This is a genomic window from Sphingopyxis sp. H073 (assembly GCF_001468395.1).
Classification (GTDB): domain Bacteria; phylum Pseudomonadota; class Alphaproteobacteria; order Sphingomonadales; family Sphingomonadaceae; genus Sphingopyxis.
Genome location: NZ_LNSG01000010.1, coordinates 71,496 through 88,715 on the forward strand (window position 1 = coordinate 71,496; position 17,220 = coordinate 88,715).

The 17,220-nt window shown below is 62.8% G+C and carries 18 protein-coding genes and 1 pseudogene; 5 read left to right on the top strand and 14 right to left on the bottom strand.

What is annotated here, in order from left to right; genetic code table 11:
- Positions 1-83 precede the first annotated feature (83 nt).
- Positions 84-1,220, bottom strand: a complete 1,137-nt coding sequence (locus ATE64_RS17385; RefSeq protein WP_058456260.1) for a beta-ketoacyl-ACP synthase III — start codon at positions 1,218-1,220, stop codon at positions 84-86.
- 192 nt (positions 1,221-1,412) lie between these two features.
- On the opposite strand from ATE64_RS17385, the gene ATE64_RS17390 reads away from it, so the two are divergent.
- Positions 1,413-1,964 carry a hypothetical protein gene (locus tag ATE64_RS17390; RefSeq protein ID WP_058456261.1) on the top strand — a complete coding sequence of 184 codons (552 nt, stop codon included), beginning with the start codon at positions 1,413-1,415 and terminating at the stop codon, positions 1,962-1,964.
- An 8-nt stretch (positions 1,965-1,972) separates the two neighbouring features.
- Here the strand turns inward: ATE64_RS17390 and rsmA are convergent, their stop codons facing one another.
- The 5 genes from rsmA to ATE64_RS17415 all read right to left on the bottom strand — a co-directional run bounded on the left by rsmA (position 1,973) and on the right by ATE64_RS17415 (position 7,142).
- Entirely contained in the window at positions 1,973-2,809 is an 837-nt protein-coding gene (gene rsmA / locus ATE64_RS17395; RefSeq protein ID WP_231729158.1) for a 16S rRNA (adenine(1518)-N(6)/adenine(1519)-N(6))-dimethyltransferase RsmA, read from the bottom strand.
- Positions 2,806-3,825 carry a 4-hydroxythreonine-4-phosphate dehydrogenase PdxA gene (gene pdxA, locus ATE64_RS17400; RefSeq protein ID WP_058456262.1) on the bottom strand — a complete coding sequence of 340 codons (1,020 nt, stop codon included), beginning with the start codon at positions 3,823-3,825 and terminating at the stop codon, positions 2,806-2,808. The genes rsmA and pdxA overlap by 4 nt, the downstream gene beginning before the upstream one ends.
- Positions 3,825-5,165 (bottom strand): peptidylprolyl isomerase, encoded by a 1,341-nt coding sequence (locus tag ATE64_RS17405; protein ID WP_058456263.1) that lies wholly within the window; start codon positions 5,163-5,165, stop codon positions 3,825-3,827. The genes pdxA and ATE64_RS17405 overlap by 1 nt, the downstream gene beginning before the upstream one ends.
- Before the next feature lie 160 nt (positions 5,166-5,325).
- Positions 5,326-6,093 carry a sulfite exporter TauE/SafE family protein gene (locus ATE64_RS17410; RefSeq protein ID WP_058456264.1) on the bottom strand — a complete coding sequence of 256 codons (768 nt, stop codon included), beginning with the start codon at positions 6,091-6,093 and terminating at the stop codon, positions 5,326-5,328.
- A gap of 113 nt (positions 6,094-6,206) precedes the next feature.
- Entirely contained in the window at positions 6,207-7,142 is a 936-nt protein-coding gene (locus ATE64_RS17415) for a LysR family transcriptional regulator (protein WP_058456265.1), read from the bottom strand.
- Positions 7,143-7,225: 83 nt separating this feature from the next.
- On the opposite strand from ATE64_RS17415, the gene ATE64_RS17420 reads away from it, so the two are divergent.
- Positions 7,226-7,561, top strand: a complete 336-nt coding sequence (locus ATE64_RS17420; RefSeq protein WP_058456266.1) for a hypothetical protein — start codon at positions 7,226-7,228, stop codon at positions 7,559-7,561.
- Between the two features lie 543 nt (positions 7,562-8,104).
- Here the strand turns inward: ATE64_RS17420 and ATE64_RS17425 are convergent.
- The 3 genes from ATE64_RS17425 to ATE64_RS17435 all read right to left on the bottom strand — a co-directional run bounded on the left by ATE64_RS17425 (position 8,105) and on the right by ATE64_RS17435 (position 10,654).
- Positions 8,105-8,860 (bottom strand): LuxR family transcriptional regulator, encoded by a 756-nt coding sequence (locus tag ATE64_RS17425; protein WP_231729159.1) that lies wholly within the window; start codon positions 8,858-8,860, stop codon positions 8,105-8,107.
- A gap of 278 nt (positions 8,861-9,138) precedes the next feature.
- Positions 9,139-10,044, bottom strand: a complete 906-nt coding sequence (locus ATE64_RS17430; protein WP_037556217.1) for a nucleotidyl transferase AbiEii/AbiGii toxin family protein — start codon at positions 10,042-10,044, stop codon at positions 9,139-9,141.
- A complete protein-coding gene (locus ATE64_RS17435) occupies positions 10,037-10,654 on the bottom strand; it encodes an AbiEi antitoxin N-terminal domain-containing protein (protein ID WP_037556215.1) in 618 nt (205 codons plus the stop codon). Before ATE64_RS17435 ends, ATE64_RS17430 begins: the two co-directional genes overlap by 8 nt.
- Before the next feature lie 129 nt (positions 10,655-10,783).
- On the opposite strand from ATE64_RS17435, the gene ATE64_RS22360 reads away from it, so the two are divergent.
- Positions 10,784-10,909 (top strand): hypothetical protein, encoded by a 126-nt coding sequence (locus tag ATE64_RS22360; protein WP_257545241.1) that lies wholly within the window; start codon positions 10,784-10,786, stop codon positions 10,907-10,909.
- Between the two features lie 22 nt (positions 10,910-10,931).
- Here the strand turns inward: ATE64_RS22360 and ATE64_RS17440 are convergent, their stop codons facing one another.
- Genes ATE64_RS17440 through ATE64_RS17455 form a run of 4 tightly spaced genes read right to left on the bottom strand, consistent with a single transcriptional unit; the run spans position 10,932 to position 12,654 of the window.
- Positions 10,932-11,579 carry an SOS response-associated peptidase family protein gene (locus tag ATE64_RS17440; RefSeq protein ID WP_037556213.1) on the bottom strand — a complete coding sequence of 216 codons (648 nt, stop codon included), beginning with the start codon at positions 11,577-11,579 and terminating at the stop codon, positions 10,932-10,934.
- A 28-nt stretch (positions 11,580-11,607) separates the two neighbouring features.
- Positions 11,608-12,120: a hypothetical protein gene (locus tag ATE64_RS17445; protein WP_037556211.1), complete on the bottom strand. Its 513-nt coding sequence runs from the start codon at positions 12,118-12,120 to the stop codon at positions 11,608-11,610.
- 11 nt (positions 12,121-12,131) lie between these two features.
- Positions 12,132-12,461 carry a hypothetical protein gene (locus ATE64_RS17450; protein ID WP_037556209.1) on the bottom strand — a complete coding sequence of 110 codons (330 nt, stop codon included), beginning with the start codon at positions 12,459-12,461 and terminating at the stop codon, positions 12,132-12,134.
- Position 12,462: 1 nt separating this feature from the next.
- Positions 12,463-12,654, bottom strand: coding sequence for a DUF6771 family protein (locus ATE64_RS17455; RefSeq protein ID WP_037556207.1), 192 nt, complete (start codon positions 12,652-12,654; stop codon positions 12,463-12,465).
- 234 nt (positions 12,655-12,888) lie between these two features.
- On the opposite strand from ATE64_RS17455, the gene ATE64_RS17460 reads away from it, so the two are divergent.
- The gene (locus ATE64_RS17460) at positions 12,889-13,290 is read left to right on the top strand and encodes a DUF2958 domain-containing protein (protein ID WP_037556205.1); all 402 of its coding nucleotides are present in this window, start codon (positions 12,889-12,891) and stop codon (positions 13,288-13,290) included.
- A 146-nt stretch (positions 13,291-13,436) separates the two neighbouring features.
- A pseudogene (locus tag ATE64_RS21790) lies at positions 13,437-13,586 on the top strand (P-type conjugative transfer protein TrbL); the annotation flags it as partial.
- A gap of 143 nt (positions 13,587-13,729) precedes the next feature.
- On the opposite strand, the gene ATE64_RS17470 reads toward ATE64_RS21790, so the two are convergent.
- On the bottom strand, positions 13,730-16,666 hold the full coding sequence (locus ATE64_RS17470; RefSeq protein ID WP_137752008.1) for a TonB-dependent receptor: 2,937 nt from the start codon (positions 16,664-16,666) through the stop codon (positions 13,730-13,732).
- Between the last annotated feature and the right edge of the window lie 554 nt (positions 16,667-17,220).

The window sequence follows — 17,220 nt, forward strand, 5'->3', positions numbered from 1 at the left end:
CTCCCGTTCGAAGCCGCGCTCAGGGCGCGGTCAGGCCATGGACCCTGAAACGAGTTCAGGGTGACGCGGAAGAAAGGACGACCTCAGGTCTTGCGAACAAACACCGTCCCCGCACTATAGCCCGCGCCGAACGAGCAGATCAGGCCGATGTCGCCGGCTTTCATATCCGCGTGGTTGAGGTGGAAGGCGATGATCGATCCCGCGCTCGAGGTATTGCCATAGGTGTCGAGCACCGTCGGGCTCTCGTCCGCGCTCGCCTCGTGGCCCAGTACGCGGTGCGCGATCAGGCGGTTCATGTTGGTGTTCGCCTGGTGCAGCCACAGCCGGCGCATGTCGCTGCCTTCGAGGCCGAGCAGTTCCATCTGCTCGACGATCATGGTTGCGACCATGGGGACGACTTCCTTGAAGACCTTGCGGCCCTCCTGGACGAAGAGCTTGTCTGACTTGGGCCCCGACTGGTCGATCCCGCCATGGCCCCGGTTCAAAAAACCGAAATTGTTGCGGATATTGTTGCTGAACTGGGTTTTCAGCTTGGTGCCGAGGATGTCCCAATGGCCCTCGGGAGCCATCGACTTATCCTCGACGAGGATCGCGGTCGCGACGTCGCCGAAGATGAAATGGCTGTCGCGGTCGCGCCAGTTAAGGTGCCCCGAGCAGATTTCGGGGTTCACGACGAGGACGCTCTTCGCATGGCCGGCGCGGATATAGTCGGCGGCGGTCTGGATGCCGAAGGTGGCCGACGAGCAGGCGACATTCATGTCGAAGCCGAAGCCGTCGATGCCGAGCGCATCCTGGATCTCGACCGCCATCGCCGGATAGGGGCGCTGCATGTTCGACGCCGCGCAGAGCACGGCGTCAACGTCGCCCGCGTCGCGACCGGCGCGGGCGAGCGCGTCCTTGGCCGCAGCGACGCCGATTTCGGCGAGGATCGATATCTCGTCGTTGCTGCGCTCGGCGATGCGCGGCGCCATGTGGTGCGGGTCGAGAATGCCGGCCTTGTCGACGACGTAGCGGGATCCGATGCCGCTCGCCTTTTCGATGAATTCGACACTCGATTCAGCGAGTTCGATGACGTCGCCTGCCGCGATCGCTGCCGCATTTTCCCTATTGTGCAGCGCAACATACTGGTTAAAACTGGCGACAAGTTCTTCGTTGGAGATCGCTTCGGCGGGGGTGAAGAGGCCGGTCGACGAAATGACCGGTTGCGGTGTGTGCGACATGGTGGGTCCTGCGTGTCCTGTTCTTGGCTCGGCACGCTGATTAGGCCCGGTCGCGCGGCCGCGCAACGCCCCTCGCGATGCTGAACGATCGCCGACTTCATGGTTAACCTGCCACTAACTCTTTTCGTGGCAGATTGTCGGATGCAGGCCTCCGGGGGGATGGCTCCCCGGGCGCCGTGCGGGAGCATGACCATGGCGACGCGTTCAGGACCGGCCGCAGGCGACCTGTCCATATCCGAGATCAAGGAATTCGCGGGCTTTCCCGCCGCGACGCAGCGGTACATCCGCCGCTCGCTCGATATCGGGCTCGAACGCGAAGACGCGATCGCCCGCTGGTCGCGCGACATGGTCGAGGAAACCGCGATCCGCGTGCAGGCGAAAGTCTATCAGCGGATCGGCGATATCCGTGCGCATATCCCCGACGACAGCGGGCTCGATGCGCTCGAGGGCTTCATGGCGCCGCTCGTCGCGGTGTCGGCGTTCGACCTGGGGCAGGACCGGTTGCCCGGGTTCGCCTCCTATCGCTTCCTGTACGAGCGGCTGCTCGGCGCGCACGCGCGGCCGTGGCTGCCCGGCGCCTTCTGCGCCGCAGCCTCGTTGCCGCATCTTCACCCCGACAAGCGCAAGACCCTGCTCCAGTCGATCAGCGAAGCCGCCGCGACCGCGCCGGGCTGGTCGGCGCGCGAACCGAGCTTCTATCCCGAATGGGTCGACAAGATCGACGAGACCAAGCCGGCGAACTGAGCGGAAGGTCAGCGGCCCAATAGTCGGGCCAAGGCAACCCATTCGGCGACGCTGACCGTTTCTGCGCGCCGCGTCGGATCGATGCCAAGCGCGTCCAGCGCCTCGATCGCGCCCGCGACGCCCTTCAGGCTCTGGCGCAGCATCTTGCGGCGCTGGCCGAACCCCTTTTCGGTGAGCTTCGACAGGATGCGCGGATCGACGCCTTCGGGCTCGTCGGCCGGGGTCACATGGACGATCGCCGACATCACCTTGGGCGGCGGGGTGAAGGCCGAACGGTGGACCTTCATCGCGATCCGGGCGTGCGAGCGCCACTGCGCGAGGACGGCGAGGCGGCCATAGGCATCGGTGCCGACCGGTGCGACGATGCGCTCGGCGACCTCGAGCTGGAACATCAAGGTCAGCGACAGCCATTGCGGCGGCCAGGCCGCGGGCTCGAGCCAGCGCGTGAACAGCGCGGTCCCGACATTATAGGGCAGGTTCGCGACGATATGATAGGGTCCGCCCGCGAGCGCGTCGGCATCGATCGCCATCGCATCGCCCGGCACCACCGTCAGCCGCCCGCCGAACGCGTCGGACAGTTCGGCGAGCAGCGGCAGGCAACGCTCGTCGCGCTCGACCGCGATCACCTTCGCGCCCGCGCGAAGCAGCGCGCGCGTCAGCCCGCCGGGGCCCGGCCCAACCTCGAACACCGTCGCGCCGCCCAAATCGCCCGGCAGCGCGGCGATCCGGTCGAGCAATTGCTCGTCGAACAGGAAATTCTGGCCCAGCGCCTTGCTGGCCGACAGCCCGTGCGCGCGCACCGTCTCGCGCAAGGGGGGCAGGGGGACGCGCGGCTTGACGCTCACTTCGCGGGCGCGCAGCTGCGCTCGCGCGCGGCCGCCATGCGCGCCGCCATCGCGATCGCCGCGATCGTCGGCCCGGCATCGGCCCTGCCCGTCCCCGCGATATTGAACGCCGTCCCATGGTCGGGCGAGGTGCGGATGATCGGCAGGCCCAAGGTCAGATTGACGCCGTCGTGGAAATGCAGCGCCTTGAACGGCGCGAGCGCCTGGTCGTGATAGCCGCAGAGGATCGCATCATAGCGATCGCGGATGCCGGGCGCGAACAGCGCGTCGGCCGCGAGCGGCCCGTCGACGGCAATCCCCTCCTCGGCAAGCTGCGCGACGGCAGGCGCCATGATCCGCACTTCCTCGTCGCCGAGCTGGCCGCTCTCGCCCGCATGCGGATTGAGGCCCGCAATTGCCAGCTTCGGCGCCGCGATCCCGAAATCGCGCGTCAGTCCGCGCGCGACGATGCGCGCCTTGGCGACGATCAACTCGCTCGTCAGCCGTTCGGGCACCTGCGCCAGCGGGATGTGGACGGTAAGCGGTACGACGCGCAGACCCGGTCCCGCGAGCATCATCACCGCGTTGGTCGCGGTGACGCCGCAGCGTTCGGCGATGAATTCGGTCTGCCCGGGGTGCGTGTAGCCGATGCCATGCAGCGCATGTTTCGACACCGATCCGGTGACGAGCGCGGCCGCCGCCTGGTTGCGGGTCAGTCCGATCCCCGTTTCGAGCGCGTGGAGCGCCAGCGCCGCGCCGGCGGGCGTCGGCGAGCCGGGGGTCAGCGGGCCGCTGTCTTCGAGATGCCAGACCGGCAGCGCCGTCTCGAACGCGGCGGCGACTTCGTCCATATCGCCCACGCGCGCGACCGGACCATCCCAGACCGCTTCGATCGCGGCGGCGTCGCCGATAACGACGAAGGGAGGCAGATCGTGCGTGCGTCGCGCCGCCCAAGCGCCGGCCGCGACTTCGGGGCCGACGCCCGCCGGGTCACCGATGGTGACCGCGATCGGGCGCCGCTGACAGGAATCGCTCATCAGCTATATTCGATCACGGCATCCCGGCGCAGGTCGCGCAGATAGCGCTGCGCGCGCTTGTTGACCTTTTCCTCCAGCAGGCGATTCTCGATCTCCTGCAGGTCGGGCGCGGTCGCGGTCTGCGGCATGTCGCGGCCGCACAGCACCAGCACGCTGATGCCTTCTTTCGCCGCGCCGAAGGGCTGCGTCGTCTGGCCGATCTGCATCGATGCGAGCGTCGCCTGCAGTGGCGGCGGCAGCGCGCGCATCTGGATATTGTCGCGCGACACGACATGCGCGCCGAGCGCGGCCGCGACACTGTCGGCGCCGCCGCAACCGGCGATCGCGCGCGTCGCCTCGGCAAACTTGCCGGCCAGTTCGGTGGCCTGTGCCTCGGTCGTGCCGGCAGGGAAGTCGAGCGAGACCTGCTTCAGGCTGAGCACCGCATCGCGCGGATCGGCTGTGAGCACCTGGCGCCGGTCGATCATCACCATGATCGAGATGCCGCCGGGCACCTCGACCGGGCCGACGAGCTGGCCGGGCGCCATCTGCGCGGCGGCTTCGGCCATCGTCGGCGGAAGCTGCGCGGCCTTGACCCAGCCGAGGTCGCCGCCGACGACCGCGGTCGAGGCTTCCGAGAACTGGCGGGCATAGGCCTGGAAGCTGCCGCCGGCCTGCAGCGCCTGAATGATCTTCTGCGCATTCTCGGCCACGGCGGCGGCGGTTTCGGGGGTCGCCGACAGATAGATTTCGCCGAGATGGAACTCGTCGAGCCCCTTCGATTCATTCATCTGCTTGACGATCGCCTCGACCTCTTCGGTGGACACGTTGGTCGACGACTGGATGTTGCGCTGGAGCAGACGGTCCCAGGCATATTCGCCGCGAATCTGCTGCTTCACCGCGCCCGCCGACGAGCCCTTCGAGGTCAGATATTTGGCGAACTGGTCGGGCGACTGCTTGAAGCGCGCCGCAAGCCGCGCGAACTGGTCGTCGACCAGCTTTTCGTCGATCTCGATCTTCGCCGCCTTGGCTTCCTGGATCTGCAATTTCTCGTCGATCAGGTTGCTGAACACCTGCTGGCGCAGCCGCTGTTCTTCCTCGGGCGGAAGGTTGACATTGTTGTTCGCGATACGGATCAGCGCCATCCGCTGCTCGATATCGGTCGCGGTGATGATCTCGCCGTTCACAGTCGCGGAGGGGCGATAGACGTTCGGTTTGGCATCGCCGTAAAGCTGGACATTGCCGGGGATGTTGAGGCTGGTCGTAGGGACTTCATTGTCCGGGACGGTCTGAGCCACCACCGGCGTCGCGATAACGGCGGCCGAGACGATCAGCCCGATCATGGTCGAAATTTTGGTCATCTTCACCCTATAACAGAGGTTCCGGCCCGCTCCGTATCAGCGGATGGGTCCGATGGTCCAGCGCAAACGCGCGCCAGCATGTCATAACTGACCTCTGCGTAAGGAAGGGACGCTGAACGCAGGCTGAGCGGGCCCTTGATGCCGGGAGGTCCGGCCGGTCCTATGTCAGCGCGCGATAGAGCCCGAAGGCGCTGGTCGCGGTCAAAACGACGCCGACCAGCGTCAGCATCAGCTTGACCGAAAAGCGCTTCGCCATGAAGGCGCCGAGCGGGGCGGCGAGCACGCCGCCGATGAGCAGGCCCAGCGTCGCGCCGGCGATCTGGGCGAAGCCCAGATGATAGATGAACGTCGCGGATACGGTGAGCGTCAGGAAGAATTCGACGCTGTTCACCGTGCCGACCACCTTGCGCGGTTCGGCCCCCTGGACGAGCAGGTTCGAGGTTACGACCGGGCCCCAGCCGCCGCCGCCCGCCGCGTCCAGAAAGCCCCCGATGAGGCCAAGGGGCGCGATCACCGTCGGCTTCTGCACCTTTGGCGGATAGAGGATGCCGCGCACCAGCAACCAGATCCCGATCGCGACGAGATAGGCGAGCACGAAGGGCTTTACCGCATCGGAGTGAAGCGAGGTCAGGACATAGGCGCCGAGTACGCCGCCGATCACGCCGGGGATCAGCAGCCTCCAGAACAGCGGCCATTCGATGTTGCGATGGATCAGGTGGCTGATCCCCGACACCGCGGTGGTGAACATTTCGACGACATGGATGCGCGCCGACGCCTGTGCGGGCGGCACGCCCATCACCGCCACGAGCAGCGTGTTGCAGATCACGCCGAATGCCATGCCCAGCGCGCCGTCGACGAGCTGCGCCGCGAAGCCGATCAGGATGAAGGGTAATAGCGAAGAGGGGTCCAGCACCGCCAGATCGAACATGACTTCATCCCAACTATATTAATTGACAACCGGCTGCCGCTTTTCGCGCGCATTTGCCAGCCCAATTTTTCTGCTGGCGGTGAAGGGATTTGTTTTCGCGGCCGGTGAAACCGTCAGGCCGACCGTCCCGAAAGGTCGTCGGGCAGATATTCGCGGACATAATCGATGAACGCCCGCAGCTTGGGCATCACCTGCTTGCGGCTCGGGTAGTAGAGGAACAGGCCCGACGTCGCGCCCGCAAATTCGGTGAGCACCAGTTCGACCTCGCCGGTTTCGACCATCGCCTTCGCGACCGGCTCGGCGGTCATGATCATCGCGATCCCGCTGCGCATCGCCACGGTCGCCGCGATCCAGTCGTTGACGATCACCGGGCCGGTCACCGCAACGTCGAATTCGCGATTCCCCTTTTCGAAGGTCCAGGGCATCAACGCGCCGGTCGCGAGCCGGAAGCGGACGCAGCGATGGTTGCGCAGATCCTCGGGCGTTTCGGGGCGGCCATATTTCTCGAAATAGGCGGGCGTCCCGGCGACAACGAAGCGGAACGGGCCGGTCAGGCGAACCGCGATCACATCGGCATCGAGCGATTCGCCCATCCGCACGCCGGCATCGAACCCGCCCGCGCTGAGGTCCGACAGCGCGTCGTCGGCATAGATCTCCAGTTCGATTTCGGGATAGGCTTCGCAAAAGCCGGCGATGATCGGCTCGAACAGCGGCTGCACCGCGCCGCGCATCAGATTGATCCGCAGCCGCCCGGCGGGGCGGTTGCCGAGGTTGCGCGCGGCCTCATAGGCGTCGGCGATGCCCGAATAGGCGGGCGCGGCGCGTTCGAGGAACATTTCGCCGGCCTGCGTCAGCCCCACGCTCCGCGTCGTGCGCATGAACAACGGGGCGCCGATGCGCGCCTCCAAGGCTTTCACCGTCTGGCTGATCGCCGAGGGAGAGACGCCGAGGTCGGCGGCGGCGGCGGAAAAGCTTCGTCTTTCCGCAACGCGAAGAAAGGCTTCGATCCCGTCGAGCGCCCCATGGGGGATTGTTAAATCCTGCTTCAAAGCACTTGCAGATTATAGAGGATTATCTATTTGCGCAACAGCACCTAAAAAGGTTGCACAACGAAACGAAAGGAACCTCTCCCATGACCAATCAGCTCTCCTCTTTTCGCCGCTTCCCCTCGGCCTTCGCGATCGTCGCGGCTTCGGCCCTCGCGTTCACCGGCCTGATCGCCTCGACCTCGCCTGCTTATGCCCAGAGCGGCAGCGACTATCGCTGTGCGGGCCTCGCTGACCAGGCGAACACCGCGGCCGACGGCGCCAGCGCCGCCCAGAAGGCAAGCGCGAAGCGCTTCGTTTCGACCGGCAAGAAGCTTTGCGAAGCCGGCAACGAACGTGCCGCCGCCAAGCAGTTCCGCGCGGCCCTGAAGGTCGCCGGCGTCGCCGAAGTCGAAGCCGACAGCCAGATGGCGGCGCGTTAACAGATAAGCCCAAGACACCAATCTCCGGTCCGTCCTCTCCCTCTCCCGACGGACCCCACTAACTGGGGCGGCACTCACAACGAGGCCGCCCCATTTGTTTGTGCGGCCTACGCCTTGCGGCGATAGCGGAAATACCAGACTTCATGTGACAAGTCAATCATGCTATTGAAATAGAATGACTTTTAACAGAATTTTGACCTCCAAAAATTGGCCAGCAATCACCCAGCAATCACCGTTTTCAGGAGCGAAAAAACCTCGTGGCCACGCGCAAATCTGCTCTTCGATCGGACCTTTCCAAGACCAATCTTGACGACTCTCTGATGGCGAAGGTCACCGGTTCAAATCCTGTAGGTTGCCTCTCATATCCTCCCTCAGTTAACCTCTCCAAGGTCGCGACAAGTACCGTGCCGTGGGTAAGAATCTGGTGCCTCTCATCAGAAAATTGGATCAGTTCAGGCTAGCACCGCCGGACAGGATCAGACGATCTAGCGATCGCCGGTATGCCCAGAAATGGGCAATCCCGGGACGATTTATGTGCGAGCGTCAGAGCGGGCGCCACCAGTCATAGACATCCGAAAAGCCGATGACGCCGTCGAACAGGGCGCAGAGGATCAGCATTTGCCGACAAGGCACTGAATAGCGCTCGCGCGCGATCTTGAGATGACGGACCACGGTCTCTTCGCTGATGCCGAGGATGCTGGCGGTCTCGCCAGCAGTCTTGCCGCGGGCGGACCAGAGCACGCATTCGCGCTGCCGCTCGGTCAGCGCCGCCCGCGGAGTATAGGAGCCTGTCCCGATGAGCTGCCGCGCCGCGGCGAGCGCCACGGCGCCGACGATCTCGGCGGCGTGGAGCATCTCGAGCGGGATCCTGGCATTGGGAGCGACGGCAAAGGAGCAGCTTCCGGTCGCTTCGCCAGGCAAGTGCCGCGGCACCGTGAAGCCGTCGCCGATTCCGCTCTCGCGGGCGACCTTCAGCAACTGCCGGTCACCGCGAGAAAGCGGGATGTAGTGATCGACATTGCGCCATTGAAAACCCGTCATGGATTTTTCGCCGGCGCGCCGGATCGGGTCGGTGCCGCTGAGATCGAAGCCGACATAGACATTCGCCCAGGCGTCGGGATAATTATGCACGAGCATCGATGCACCCTCGCCGCCGCCGCCGCGGCGATCGAAGGCGAGCGCGAAAAGATCAAATCCCATGCGGTCGGCGGCGTTCGACAGGGCGGCAAAGAGCCGTTCTTCCTTGTCGGCGCCTGATATGTCGTGTGCGAGTTCCTCCGTCAGATTAAAATGCTTCACGTCGATTCATCGGCCGCCGACGCGTTCCCGACCCGTCCGCCCGCGATCCGCTCCATGGCTCATCGCTCCCGTTTCCTCTCCGGGAGACAATGAAGTTGGACAAGCTGCGCGATGGTCCTCGCACTGCGGCGGGCGGGTGATACCTCAGCCTCTATACGCAATGCCGATCGCCTCTTCGGTGTAACGACAGGAAATCACCTGATAAAGCGGCTTGGTGCACCAATCGGACCCAGATTGACACCTAATGCCTTAATACGCCGACCGCGGCGGAGCCGGCGTCACGCACCGGCGGCATCTGGAGTCGAAGTGGCGATCGAAACGTCATGGGCAAGCAGTCGTTCGCAGCTCGGCGCGACAAGGCCCCAGACCGCGTCGATCACGGCGGAGAATGTCACGCCTTCAAGCTCAAGGCTCGCGGCATAGGCATCCCATTGCCGCCGCTTGTCGCCGTCTTCGAACATGGCAGCCGAGAGCCCCGGCGGACGGTCAGCCGGGATCGGCGTGCCGCGTCGATCGAATGTCGCCGCAAGTGCTGCGTCGAGCGCTTGAGCATTGATGTCGCAGGCCTGCGGAATCGCCCAGAGGTCGTAGAAATCCTTCATGCGACCATTGGCGATCCCGAGCGCTACCATCGCCTGAAATTTCTCTGCGATGACGCTTGTCGGCGAATAGGTGCGGATCTCCGGATCGGGAAAGTCCAGCAGCGTCGCGAAGGAAGTCGGCGGCGCCGGATCCGAGAGGGCGTCGCCAAAGCCGAGGTCGATCGTGATCGGGATGCGCGTTCGTTCGAGAAAGGCGGTCGTTGTTAGCCGCATGCCGCCATATTCGGCTCCCTCGCGGATCGGCCGCGCGGTGAGTGCGTCGATATCGAAAGTCAGCCCGTCAGCCGCCTCGATTTTCATGATCGCGCCGAAATCCGCTATCAGCCGTTCGGCGCTTGCATCGCCGAAGGCGAGAAAGTCGGCGTCGCGGGTGACTCGATTATCGTCTTCGAGCCAGAGCGTGACGAGAAGACCGCCTTTGAGAATGAACTGGTCCCGTAGCGGCGAGAGCGACAGTCGGTAAAGCAGGCGCTCGAGCGCGAAGCGAACGAGCAGAACGTCGAAGGGCTGACGCTCCTTGCGCGCCAATTGGAGCAGCCGGTCCTTGACCGAGGCTGCCAGATTGACGGGTGCCTTAGCCATTGAAGCTGAGCGCCTCGAGATAGGGCTGCATTCGCTTCCAGACCCCGCCCGCTGCCGCGGCCTCGGCGATGTCACCGGGACTCGTCTTGCGCTGGTCGAGCGCTGCGCGCAGACTCTCGACCGCAACCGAGCGATCGACGAGGCGCGGATTACGGAACAGGTCGGCCAGCGTTTTGGGAACCGAATAGATGGGAACATCGACCCCGGCGACCTTGTGATGCTCGATCCCCTGGCGTCGATATTTGTCGGCGAGGCGGACGATCCGGACAGGCGGATAATCGATGACCGGTGCCCAGTCGCTGGGTCCTATTGCTACCCAGACCCGCCGCGGCATCTGGTCGGTGAGCCCGTGGAAAGCGAGCGCCGATACCATGGCGATAACCCCGTTCGGGATGCGCTTGGTGATTTCGGCGAGGCCTTGGTCGGTGTCGATCGGCGCGCCGTGAAGCTGATAGAGTCCTCGCGCGATACGGTCGATGTCGCCACTGTCGACCGCGCGAGCGATGGTTTCGGGTGCCACGCCTGCGGCGCGTAGCTCGCGCGCGCGCAGGATCGGATGCGCGCCAAAGAGCGCTCGAAGCGTCTCGCCTTGCGTTATCGATGTGTGCATGTGACAAAACCTCTAACTTAAATGCGATGTATCATAGGTTTTGTCACATGTCATGCAATGATTATGGCGTTCGGAGATGGCCCCGATTCCACTATTTCCTACATTCACCGGTCATGGCATGCCGGTCAGATGGATCAGGAACCGAAATGGAAATCGCGCGCGCTGGCGATCGAATTCTGGTTCGCCGCTGTTCTCGTCGGCGGCTCCTTCATTGCCGGCCTCATCGGCGCGATCCGGTCGCTATTCGGCGGGTGACGTCGCCCCGCTATCCAGCTTCTCAAAGGAGCGTCGGGGCATACGCGCTCGGGGGCTTGCGGCTGAACCACGGGACGTCGGTCCGCTCAACCTCCAACCGGCTTGCCGGATATTGGGTAACGAGCTTCATTGCCTCCTCAGCCGAAGCTTGCAGCCAGGCGTCATGATCGGCGGCGTGAAGAATGACCGGCATCCGGTCGTGAATGTCGAACAGCTCCTCGGTCGCATCGACCATCACCATCGTATAGCAATCGCCCCACTCGTTGGTCGGACGCCAGAGCCCGGCGCAGGCGGCGAGCGGCTGGTCGACGACGCTTAGCCAGGTTCGCGTCATCTTGCCCTTCTCGCCTTCGGCTTCGGCGAAGGCCGTGATCGGGATCAGACAGCGCTGGGCGGGATTGGTAAACCATGTTCGCCAGAAGGTCATCAGCTTGTCGTCGCGGGCATTGTTGACGGGCTTGGGCTTGCTCGTCGGTTTCATATGCTTGAGCCGCACCGGGAAGCCCCAGGTCATCGACTGGAGCGCGCGCGTGCCCGCGTCGTCACGGACCACAAATCCTTGTCCGCCGGGATAGACTTCGCCGGGTTGCGCATTGGTGAGCGGACGCCGCGCACCGAACGCCGAGGCCACTTCGGCGACCGAAGCCTTGAGGGTCACGAGATTGCACATGGCGGCGAGTCCCCTTGGGTGGTTTCGGTCAGGCCGCGCCGAGCATTTCGTCGAAATTCTGCTGGATCGGCGGCATGATGCTGAAGCTATTCTTGGGGAAAGGTCGCAACATGTCCAGCGGCGGCCGCGCCCCCATCAACCAGTCGAACCAGTCCTCGGGGCGGACCACGCCGACGTGGCGATCCTTGTGCGGCGCCAGATCGTCATAGGCCGGGACGGTGAGCACCGCGAAGCTCTCAGGCCACAGGCGGTGCGCCGGACGCCAGACCGCTGCGATGCAGAAGAAAGGCTCGTCGCTGATGAGGCTTGCGGCGTAGATCGTCTTGCCGCGCTTCACGAGGCCGAACTCATTGGCGAGCAGCAGACAGGGGCGATCAATGATCGCGGTCTCGGACTTCAGGAGCGGGATCTGGAATATATCGGCATCGCGCGAGGGCAGCCCCCACAGCATCTCCTTCTCGCATTCGCGCTGGCCGTTCCACACCATCACGCGGTGGAGCTTGCCGATGCCGACCAGCGCGTCGTCCGTCTCGATATCCATGAACTCAGTCCTCAGGCGCGGAAACGGCTGAGCGCGCGCTTCCATTCGCGTTCTTCGGGCATCGGCAGGGCGATGTCATCGGGGCTCGGGTCGACGAGCTCGATCCGCACCGGGCGGACGCGCTTGCCCGTCCGCGCGCCGCAGCGAACACACCAGAATTTCTGGCACGCCTTGACGAGATTGCCGTCCCACATCCTGCACTCGAAGCGCCACCAGATCCCATAGGGATTGAACGTCGCACTATGCCCGCAGCGGCAAACGGGCTTGATCGCCCGAAACCAGGCCGCGGCCTCGAAGACATGCGTGGCGCGATGCTGTCCGTCCTTTGTCCATCCGCCCACGTCACAGGGAGAGTCCAAGCTGGTCGGGGCTTGCGGGCTCCGCGCCGGCACGGACGCTCTCGACGATCGCACGGGCGAGTTCGAACGCGGCCTCGACACGGATGTGATTCGTCGGCGCGGTGATACCCACGCGCGCCCAGCCAGGGGCGGAAAGGATGGTCTCTGCGACTCGGGCAGTATCGATATTGTCCATGCCCTAATGAGAACATAGAGAGAACAATTTGGCAAGTGGGTGACCGGGACAGCGCGGGCGGCCTGCGTGGTCAGCGGGCGCTTGCTGCCGCTGCCGCCCGTCGCCGCCCGGTCCGGGGCGCGCGGCCGCCACCGGCAACGCCAGAAACCGGCGAGGAAGAGATGGCCCGCCCCTGGGCGGCGGACCGCGCGCGGCGAGAGAGGCTCGCCGCCGGTCGCCCCAGGAGAAAGTACCATGAAACTCTTGACCCCCGCGCTCGAGGCGCAGCTTCGCGCCAATCTGGCCACCCGGATCGACACGCTTTCGCGCGGCGAACGCGAGCCGGACCCCAAACCGGTCGTCCGCCTGTTCAGCCCCGTCGGCGCGGCGACCTGGCTCGCGACCGAGATCGATGCGGACGGTATTTTCTTCGGCCTCGCCGATCTCGGCTTCGGCTGCCCCGAACTCGGCAGCTTCGCGCTGTCCGAACTCGAGTCCGTCCGCCTTCCGTTCGGCCTCACGATCGAACGCGACCTCCACTTCACGGCAAGCCACCCGCTATCGGCTTATGCCGAAGCGGCGCGGCGAGCGGGGTCGATCGTGTTGGGGGAGCAAAGGCTCCGGCGCGCGGTCGAACGACTTTCGGGGCGCGGCTGACGCGCCTGGCCGCCTGCCGGGACCGCCACACCCGGCAGCCGCCGACGTGGCCGAGCGCTGCCGCACGGTCACGGTCGCCGATGCGGACTGTGAAGCGGCCTGGGACGCCAGGCGCCGCCATTTCTTTGGACAGAAGGACTAGCCCGATGGAAGACACCGGCGTTATCGACCAGTTTCTGGCGGTCTTCTCGACTTATATCGACAGCGGCTTCGGGCTGCTCGGGGGCGAAGTCGGCTTTCTCTCCTCGACCCTCATCGTCATCGACGTGACGATTGCCGCGCTGTTCTGGGCGTGGCTCCAGATGACTTGCCTCTTTCCGTCGCAGATGCCCCCGTTTGGTGCCTTGGGCCTGGCGCATGGAAACCGGCGTCGGAGAAGGTTCCCCCGTCTCTCCGACGCCGCGATTTCTATGCGAGTTAGATTGGAACCGCTAAATCGTCAGAATTTTGCTCCGATGGCGACACCATAACGCCGCGGATCAAGAGTATAGATGTTTGTAAAATTACCGGAAGATGCATCGGTGACATAAAGTCCGGTAACCGAGTTGCTATCGAAAATATTCTGAACGAACCCCCGGACAAACCAGCGCTCGTCGGCGCCATTCAACTGTAAAACCGCATTTGCCTGGACGAAAGGTTCGATACGATTAATCCTGCCGTTGAAGATATTGCCATATTGCTTTCCGGTAAGGGAAATGTCGACGCGGGGGACGAGTGTCATACCATTCCCAACCTCTGCCGTGTACTGCACGCCCATCGAGACCTTGACATTCGGCGCTTGGGGCAATGTGTTGCCCTTGATGTTAACCTCGACGCCAGGACTCAATACCTGGATCCCGCTGTTCGCAGGGATAGCGCTCGCGAGGACACCGCAAATGCCGAACGCGCCGCTGGAGGCGATATTGCCGTCCGAAGGAAATTCCTGCGGTGCGCGAAGGCCGAGAGCCGCATTTACTCCCGCAACGAACGCATCAGCAACGCCAGGCGCAGGTCCCGTGACAGCGCAGTGCGCACCATTGCTGATGTCCTTGATAATCACGGCATCAGGATCTCCGCCGCCCGGATCACGCGGATTGGAGAAGAATTGATCGCCGGCGACCTTGGCATTGAGATAGCTGAAGGACAGATTGATAAGCCAGTTCGGGTCCGGCCTGATGACAGACTCCAGTTCGACACCCCAGATATTGGCGTCAACCGTGTCATTCACAGACGTTCTTGCCACGATGCGGCTGAGCTGCAGTCCACTATATTTGTAGTAAAATGCGGTGGCATTCAGTTGCAACGCGCCGTTTGCGAAGACGTTCTTGGAGCCAATCTCGAAGGCATCGATCGATTCAGAGCCGAAACTCTCGCTGACGGCGAAAATCGGAGAAAGCGGAGGATTGATACCGCCGGATTTGTAACCCCTCGAGTAAGATGCATAGAGTGAATTGTCCGGCGTAACCTCGAAGGCCAGAACTGCTCGTCCGGTAATTTCGTCGAAGCTTACTTCGCGAAACTGGGCGAGCTGTTGGCCCGGTGTCCCCGGGTCGGCATCGAAAAGTCCAGACGGCCCGGTGAGAGGCGTTATCGGGGTATCGAACGGATCTCCATCGTTGGCATAAGGGTTCAGGAAACTGATCAGTGTCGTACGCGCCGTTACATCCTTCTTGTCATTGTTGTAACGCAGCCCCCCGGTCAACGTCAGCCGGTCGCTTAGATCGAAATAGACCTCGCCGAAAATCCCATAGCTCTCCAGATTCGATTCCAGCGAGTTGTTCCGATACATCGACGTCGCGAAATAGGATGGCGGAAGGCCGCCCGACAAGGAGCCGAATGAACCCAATATGGCACTGGCGTAATCGAGCGCAAACGAGTTCACATAATAGCTATTGTCGGTGGTTTTCGATTTCGCGTAAATTCCCCCCAACAGGAAATTGAACGGCCCGTCGAAGTCACTCGTAAGGATGAGCTCTCCGCTCCACGATTCGCGTTGTTCCGAAGATCGATCGAAAGAAAGCGGCGTTTCGGAACACAGCGAGTTCCCTTCGAAAGCGCCTCTGCTTCCATCATCATTATCCGAGGTGCACAGCACGCCCTGCGGACCGTCCGGGATGAGAGCGCCGGCAATCGGCGAAAAATAGGCCGAGGAGCCGGGAATGAAGGCCGGCGCCGGCGGAGCAAGACCCGTCGGCAATCCGTTAGCCGCAAAAAAGGCCAGCGTATTGAGCGCCGGGGCGAAACCGGCACGGCTTTGAATTCCAAGAAAATAGTCCTGCCTGGAATCGACTTCAGTATCCTGATAAATGCCGGTGGCCGTCAGGGTCATCGCGCCGAATTTTTGCTCAAGGCGCGCCTGCACCTGTAGCTCTTCCGCAAAATAGAAGGGCGTATAGGCCGTGTTGACGACACGCACATCGCCAGGCTCCTGAAACCCGGAAAACCCGTCAGGGCCATAAAGGCTGCCAAGGCCGAGTACGGCGGGAATGCCCTGAATGGCGAAGAACTCGGAAGAACTGAGCGTCGCACCGACCGTGGAATTTGCGTTCGTGGTATCGAAATCACGTCGATTGTTCAGGCATCCGAGCACGCCCAATGGATCGCGTTGGCACGTTTGTTTCTGGTTTCTGAGGCGCGTGTCCTTTTCCCGGAAATAATAGCCCATGAGATCGATCGTCGTATCAGGACCGGGCTCGAAACGAAGTGAGCCTCGCAACGCGTAAAGGTCCCGAGTGTCGATGTCCGATCCATCATAAAGATTCGTCGTATAACCGTCGCGGTTCACATATATGCCCGCCAGTCTCACGCCGATCATATCCCCGATCGGGACATTGACCATGCCACGCGCTTCGATGCTGTTGAAATTGCCATACTCGAATTGCGCTTCAGCCTCGAAACGGGAGAGTTTGGGTTTCGCGGTCACGACATTCACGACCCCGGAGGTCGCATTCCGACCGAACAGGGTGCCTTGAGGTCCGCGAAGGACTTCAATCCGTTCCAGATCGAAATATTCGGTCTCGAACAGGCGTGTTCCGAACAAGGGTGATCCATTGACATGAATTGCGGTCGCAGCATCGCAGGTGACGCCGACGCACAGGTCGCCAACGCCGCGAATAGTGAATGAAGCTGAGGTGAAATTGCCTTTCGAGAAAGATACATTGGGCAGCGTCAGCTGTAGATCCGAGGCATTTTCGATCTGCTGGCTTTCAAGCGCCTCAGCGCTGAATGCGCTGACAGCTATCGGCACGTCTTGCAAGCTTTGCGCCTGACGTTGCGCCGTCACGACGATGACATCGTTACCGCCATCTGGCTCTTCAGCTATGGCTTCCTGAGCATTTGAGACCTGTGGCAACGCCATCAGGACGGCGCTTGCCAACAAATAAGCTTTGTTATTCATCACCCTTCTCTCCCTGTCTCGATTTTTTAGTTTCTTACGCGAACCCGTCCTTTTCCCCGGTAGTCGATGTTCAAAAATGGGGCAGCTCGCCGAGCTGCCCCGAGTTTGAGAGGTGGCCAGAAGGAGATTTCCGGAGAGGAAAAGATTCTCGCCGCCCGGCTTGAAGCTGAGCAGTTTTTCGGTATTTGGTAAAGAACTTTATTATGGCACTTTATTATATTGCTCGGGGCGCTGGGAGGTGTTCCATCTCAGATCCGAAGAAATCAGTTTATACATCCGATGCTTGCTGTCAGCGCTTCAGCCTTGGCACGGTCGAGCGCGCGCCGACGACTTTTGGATGCGGCTGCGGTACGGCACGCCCGATCCCGAGCGCATGTCCCGCCGAAGCTGGACAGCCTTTTGTGGCTCCATGACCTTGCCTTGCTGTTTGCCTCGGAAGGCATATCGACCAACTGTGCCACGATAGATTTCTTTGTGGCGCCAAGCAACACAGGCAAGAGAAGAAGATCTAAACAGAACATATGAACTCTGCTTGGTTATTTCTGCCTCGGCCT